General features: G+C 75.7%; 3 protein-coding genes. All 3 read right to left on the reverse strand.

The genetic code is table 11. The features are described 5' to 3' along the window. The coding region (locus tag QJS33_RS31155) for a cobyrinate a,c-diamide synthase (RefSeq protein WP_306371652.1) at positions 1 to 1,361 on the reverse strand (1,361 nt) is incomplete at its 3' end. Continuing rightward, the gene (gene cobO / locus QJS33_RS31160) at positions 1,355 to 1,969 is read right to left on the reverse strand and encodes a cob(I)yrinic acid a,c-diamide adenosyltransferase (RefSeq protein ID WP_306371653.1); all 615 of its coding nucleotides are present in this window, start codon (positions 1,967 to 1,969) and stop codon (positions 1,355 to 1,357) included. The genes QJS33_RS31155 and cobO, both read right to left, overlap by 7 nt. After that, a partial coding sequence (locus QJS33_RS31165) for a VWA domain-containing protein (RefSeq protein ID WP_306371654.1) occupies positions 1,969 to 2,618 on the reverse strand: 650 nt, incomplete at its 5' end. The genes QJS33_RS31165 and cobO, both read right to left, overlap by 1 nt.

Genomic DNA, 2,618 nt, shown 5'->3' on the forward strand with positions numbered 1-2,618 from the left:
CGGCCCCCGCCGACGGGTCCGCCGGACGCGGCGGCGGCCGCGAAGCGGGCGGCGAGCCGGGGGTGCCCGGCCCAGTGGACGTGCAGGTAGGAGGCGTGCAGGGTGGGCGAGGCGAACCCCTCTGCGGCGCCCTCGATCTCCCACGCCGGGCCGTCCGCTCCGGTCTCCGGGGTGGTGCGGGTGCGGTGGAACTCGTGTCCGGTCACCCTCTCCCCCGCCCGGGCCAACAGCGTGTCCCCGGGGGAGACCGCCTCCGGGTAGCGCAGTGTCAGGCGGTCGCTCATCCGGGCGTCGGCCCGGACGGCGCCGACCATGGGCCGTCCGTCCAGGGAGCGGGCCAGGTAGAGCAGCCCCGCGCACTCGGCGACGGTGGGGATCCCGTCCCGCACCGCTTCCCCGAGTTCGGCGGCCAGGGCGCGGTTGGCGGAAAGGGCGCCCGCGTACACCTCGGGGAAGCCGCCGCCGAGGTAGATCCCGCGGGTCCCCGGGGGCAGCCCGGTGTCGGTGAGCGGATCGAACGTCCGCACGTCGCATCCGGCGGCGCGCAGCAGTTCCTCCGTCTCCGGGTAGCGGAAGGTGAAGGCACGCCCCCCGGCCACCGCCACCATCGGGCGCCGACCGCCCGTGCGGGCGCCGACCGCGGCGGCCGGGTCCCAGGGCCGTGCGTCCAGGTCGGGCGCGGAACGGGCCAGGTCCAGCACCGCGTCCAGGTCGACGTGGGCGGCGATGTGCTCGCCCAGGCGGGCCACCACCCGCTCCGACTCCGTCCGTTCGGCGGCCGGGACCAGGCCCAGGTGCCGGGAGGGGCGTGCGATCCGTTCGTCGTGGGGGACCACGCCGAGCACCGGCAGGCAGGTGGAGCGGGTGATCTCCGCGATGTTGCGCGCCGACCCGGCGCGGTTGAGGATCACGCCCGCGACCCCGACCGACGGGTCGTAGTCGGCCATGCCCGCCACCAGGGCGCCCGCGGACCGGGACATGCGGGACACGTCCACGACCAGCACCACGGGGGTCCGGGTGAGGGCCGCGACGTGCGCCGAGGAGGCGAACCCGCCGGTGCCGATCCGCCCGTCGTGCAGCCCCATGACCCCCTCGATGACGGCGGTGTCCGCGCCGCGCGCCCCGTGCAGGAGCAGCGGCGCCACCCGGTCCTCCCCCACCAGGTGGGGGTCGAGGTTGCGGCCGGGGCGACCGGTGGCCAGGGCGTGGTAGCCGGGGTCGATGTAGTCGGGGCCGACCTTGTGGCCGCTCACGGTGTGCCCGGCGGCGCGGAGCGCGGCCATGAGCCCGGTCGCGACCGTGGTCTTGCCCTGGCCCGTCATCGGGGCGGCGACCATGACCCTGGGCAGGGTCGTCACCATTCGATGCCCCGCTGGCCCTTGCGGCCCGCGTCCATGGGGTGCTTGACCTTGGTCATCTCGGTGACCAGGTCGGCGATCTCCAGCAGCCGGGGGTCGGCGCGCCGACCGGTGATGACCACGTGCTGGCGGCCCGGCCGGTCCCGCAGCGCGGCCACGACGTCCTCGACGTCGATCCAGCCCCAGTTCAGGGGGTAGGTGAACTCGTCGAGGATGAGCAGGTCGTGCGTCTGCCCGGCGAGCCTGCGCTTGATCTCCGCCCAGCCCTCGGCCGCGTCCGCGGCGTGGTCCTCCGTGCTGCCCTGGCGGCGGCTCCAGGACCAGCCCGAGCCCATCTTGTGCCACTCCACGGGTCCGCCCTCGCCGGTCTCCTCGTGGAGCCCGCCCAGGCGTTCGAGCACGGTCTGCTCGCCGATGCGCCACTTCGCCGACTTCACGAACTGGAACACCCCGATCCGCCAGCCCTGGTTCCAGCCGCGCAGGGCGAGCCCGAACGCGGCAGTGGACTTGCCCTTGCCGTCGCCGGTGTGAACAGCGAGCACGGGCTGGTTGCGGCGCTGGCGCGTGGTGAGCCCGTCGTCGGGGACCACGAGCGGTTTTCCCTGCGGCATCAGGCCGCCCTCTCTCTCACCGCACCGCCCAGCGCGGCGGCGCTGACCTCGGACACCGGGATGTGGTCGGCTCCCAACCTGCGGGCGAGGTCGGCGGCCAGCCCCAGCCGCAGCGGACCGGACTCGCCGTCCACCACGACGGTGGTCACACCCAGCCCGGCGACGTGGTCGGCGGCCGCCAGTGAACGGCCGACGGCCCCCCGGCCGCCGGTGGCCCGGCCGTCGGTCACCAGGACGAGCAGCGGACGCTGCCGCGGGTCGCGCAGGCGCTCGCGCCGCAGGACCCGGGCGGCCTCCAGCAGGCCCTCGGCGAGCGGGGTCCTGCCTCCGGCGGGCAGCCCGTCCAGGCGGGCGGCGGCGGTGTCCACCGACCTGGTCGGCGGCAGCACCAGTTCGGCACCCGTCCCCCGGAAGGTCACGAGGCCGACCTTGTCGCGGCGCCGGTAGGCGTCCAGGAGCAGCGACAGGATCGCGGTCTTGACCTCGCCCATCCGCTTGCGCGCCGCCATGGAGCCGGACGCGTCGACGCAGAACAGCACCAGGTTGCTCTCCTGGCCCTCGCGTACCGCGACGCGCAGGTCGCGGGGCAGCAGGCCGACCCGGCCGCCGCCGTGCGGGCGGGAGGCCGCGGCCTTGACGGTCTCCACCA

The sequence above is a fragment of the Nocardiopsis sp. CC223A genome (assembly GCF_030766825.1).
Lineage (GTDB): Bacteria > Actinomycetota > Actinomycetes > Streptosporangiales > Streptosporangiaceae > Nocardiopsis.

What these genes read in the sequence shown, in the direction of transcription:
- cobO (WP_306371653.1), bottom strand. Translation starts at nt 1,969, where the DNA reads ATGCCGCAGGGAAAACCGCTCGTGGTCCCCGACGACGGGCTCACCACG.